This window comes from Streptomyces sp. NPDC054956 (genome assembly GCF_053609185.1).
The window spans coordinates 1-3190 of the sequence record NZ_JBSGXB010000518.1 but is presented as its reverse complement, the minus strand read 5'-3'; the positions used below and the strand labels follow the sequence as shown (position 1 = coordinate 3190).

Annotated in this window: 4 protein-coding genes; 1 reads left to right on the top strand and 3 read right to left on the bottom strand. The window is 72.6% G+C overall.

Annotated elements, in window-relative coordinates:
• Positions 1 to 427 (bottom strand): VOC family protein (locus tag ACWGDE_RS37640; protein WP_453393583.1); only part of this gene is annotated, 427 nt, incomplete at its 3' end.
• A gap of 2 nt (positions 428 to 429) precedes the next feature.
• Positions 430 to 1308, bottom strand: coding sequence for a trans-aconitate 2-methyltransferase (locus ACWGDE_RS37635; RefSeq protein ID WP_453393582.1), 879 nt, complete (start codon positions 1306 to 1308; stop codon positions 430 to 432).
• 161 nt (positions 1309 to 1469) lie between these two features.
• On the opposite strand from ACWGDE_RS37635, the gene ACWGDE_RS37630 reads away from it, so the two are divergent.
• Positions 1470 to 1967, top strand: a complete 498-nt coding sequence (locus ACWGDE_RS37630; protein ID WP_453393581.1) for a MarR family winged helix-turn-helix transcriptional regulator — start codon at positions 1470 to 1472, stop codon at positions 1965 to 1967.
• Here ACWGDE_RS37630 and ACWGDE_RS37625 read toward each other — a convergent pair.
• Positions 1926 to 2714 carry a LuxR C-terminal-related transcriptional regulator gene (locus ACWGDE_RS37625; protein WP_453393580.1) on the bottom strand — a complete coding sequence of 263 codons (789 nt, stop codon included), beginning with the start codon at positions 2712 to 2714 and terminating at the stop codon, positions 1926 to 1928. The two genes, ACWGDE_RS37630 and ACWGDE_RS37625, sit on opposite strands and share 42 nt — an antisense overlap.
• Between the last annotated feature and the right edge of the window lie 476 nt (positions 2715 to 3190).

The window sequence follows — 3190 nt, the reverse complement described above, 5'->3', positions numbered from 1 at the left end:
GCTTCGATCCGGGAGCCCCGGGGAGCGGCGCGCCGGACGGCTCCGGGTCCGGGCTGCGGCGCTGCGGATCGTGCGGCTCCAGGAATTCGAGCCGGTTTCCGACGGGGTCCTCGGAGTAGAAGCGGCGGTGCCCCGGCAGGTTGTCGTCCCAGACGACCTCGGCGCCCCGCTCCTCCAGTCTTTGCGCGAAGGCTTCGATGCCGGTGACCCTGAGTCCCGGGTGCGCCTTGCGGGCGGGGCGGAAGTCCTCCTCCACGCCGAGGTGGAGCTGTACGGGGCCGGCGGCGAACCAGCAGCCGCCGCGCGCCGCGAGGACCGGCGGCTTGGGGATCTCGGTCATGCCCAGGACGTCGGTGTAATAGGCGCGGAGCCGGTCCTCCGAACCGGGCGGTGCGGCGAGCTGGACGTGGTCGACTGCGGCGAGCATGGTCAGGCCTCCTTGCGGGCTACGGCGAAGATGCGGCGGAACGGGAAGACTGTGCCACGGGGCCCGGACGGGTAGGCCTCGCGCAACAGGGTGCGGTATTCGGCGATGAACGCGGCCTCGGCCTCGTGGTCGTCGCCCAGTGCGGTGAGCACGGGCCGCAGCGCGGTGCCCTTGACCCAGTCCAGTACGGGGTCGGGGCCTTCGAGCAACTGGTGGTAGGTGGTCTCCCACACGTCGGCGGTGCAGCCGAGTTCGGTGAACCGGGCCAGGTAGCCGTCGGGTTGGAGGATGTGGACGTAGCGGGCGCCGTGTCCGGCGAGCCGCGTCCGCCAGCGCGGGGTGTCGCAGAGGTCCGCGAGGATCCGGTGGCTGGGCGCGGTGAAGTTGCCGGGGATCTGGAAGGCGAACGTGCCGCCGGGGCGCAGCCCGTTGATCCAGGCGGCGAAGGAGCCCGCGTGCCCGGGGACCCACTGGAAGGCGGCGTTGGAGACGATCAGGTCGTACGGCTCCTCGGGGAGCCAGTCGGTGAGGTCGGCGCGGTGGAAGTCGAGCCGGCCGCCGCCCCGGGTGGGGCCGGCGTGCTCGGCGGTGGCGCGGTGCAGCATCTCCGGGGAAAGGTCGTATCCGGTGATGCGGGCTTCGGGCCAGCGGTCGGCGAGCAGGGCGGTGACGTTGCCGGGGCCGCAGCCGAGGTCGGCGATGCGGGCGGGCTCGGTGGGGAGCTCGGCTATGCGGCCGAGGAGGTCGAGGAACGGCCGGGCTCGGTGGCCGGCGTGCCGGAGGTACTGCTGCGGGTCCCATGTGGGAGCGGCGGGCGCGGTGGGGGCGGCGGCTGCCGTGGTCGACGCCGGGGTCCTGGCCGACGCGGTATCGGAATGCATGTTCGAGCCTCCTTGCGGGCGGTGCGGTCGGAAGCGGAAGCTGCTCCGGCCCCCTCCATGCCCCATGGTCGCGCAGAATATATCTCGACGTCAAGATGCATGACATCGAGATACTCGATTTGAAGAGACTTCACATCGACAGACCCTTTACACTGATCCGCATGGAGGACGAGGTCGACCGACTGGTTGCGGCATGGCGGCGGGAACGCCCTGACCTCGACGTGGAACCACTCGAGGTGCTCAGCCGCGTGAGCAGGCTCGCGCGCCATCTCGACCGCGCCCGCAGGCTGGCGTTCTCCGAGCACGGCCTGGAGCCGTGGGAGTTCGACGTCCTGACCTCGCTGAGGCGCGCCGGCGCGCCCTACCAGCTCTCCCCCGGGCAGTTGCTGACGCAGACTCTGGTCACCTCCGGCACCATGACCAACCGCATCGACCGGCTCGCCAAGAAGGGCCTCGTCGAACGGCTGCCGGATCCGAGCGACCGGCGCGGGGTCCTGGTCCGCCTCACTCCCGAGGGCCGCGACCGCGCCGACCAGGCGCTCGCCGGGCTGCTGGCCCAGGAACGGGCGATCCTGGCCCAGCTCTCGCGCACCCAGCGCGGTGATCTCGCGGCGCTGCTACGCCAGTTGACCGCTCCGTTCGACAACGTCCCCGGCTAGTCCAGCCCCCGGCAGTCCGGGCAGGTCCGCGGGACGCACCCCGGCCCGCCGGGCGAGGGCGACGGCGGCCAGCGTGGAGTGCACCCCGAGCTTGCCCAGCACGTTCTGCATGTGGGTGCGGACGGTGTGCGGGGAGAGGAACAGCCGCGCGGCCACGTCCTTGCGGCCCAGCCCCGCCACCATGCAGCGCAGCACCTCGTGTTCGCGGGGCGTGAGGGACTCCACGAGCCGTTCGCTGTCCGTACGGTGCTTGCGCGCGGCGGTCAGTTCACGGAGCACTCCGGTGAGCAGCGCGGGCGGAAGGTGCGTCTCCTCGCGCAGGACTCCGCGTACGACGGCCAGCAGCCGCGAGAGGGAGCAGTCCTTCGCCACCCACCCGGAGGCCCCTGCCTGGAGCGCGAGGGCGGCACGGCGGGGATCGTCGCGCTCGGCGAGGACGACCGTACGGACCCCGGGGTGGGACACCCGTACGCCCGCCACCAGTGCGATTCCGTCGGTGGCGGCCGGCGGCCCGGAGCCGGGCTCCCGCTGGGCGGGGACGGCTCCGGCGACGGCGGCCAGGTCGGCGTCGACCAGCAGCACGTCGAAGCGGCGCCCCTCGGCCGCGGCGCGTTCGAGACAGCGGAGCGCGGCCGGGCCGCTGCCGGCCGCGGACACGTCCACGTCCGGTTCGGCCGCGAGCGCGGCGGCGAGAGATTCGGCGAAGATGCGGTGATCGTCGACCACGAGTACCCGGATACGGACCACAAAACCCCCAAGGGTCGGGGAACGGACGACGGCGGGTACGGCGCCCGGACCGGGTGATCCGCAGGCGCCCCGGCCGCCGCCGTGACATCTCTGCAACTACCCCGGACCGGACGTCGTACCCGACTTGTCTCGACCCCTGAATCAACACCGGCCCCCACCGGTGTCACGCATCAGCGTAGGCCCGGGTGCGGCTCGCGGTTGGCCGAATAGCAGAAGTTTTCCGAGCGATTTTCCGGCGAGGCGCTCCCGCGGCGCCCCTTCGGTGGCTTGAAATCGCCCCCGCCGCGGCCCTGGAGGACACATTCCGGGCGGTCGCGTGCCGCGGGCAGTTGCACGGGGTGTATTTCACCCGGCGTGTGCACGCCGGGCGCCCGCGCACGGCGCCCGTCCACGGCGCACCCCGAACGCATGCGCGCCCCCGCACCGGGCTGCTCTTCGGCGCCACGGCCGTACTGCTCCTGATCGGGGCCAGCCTG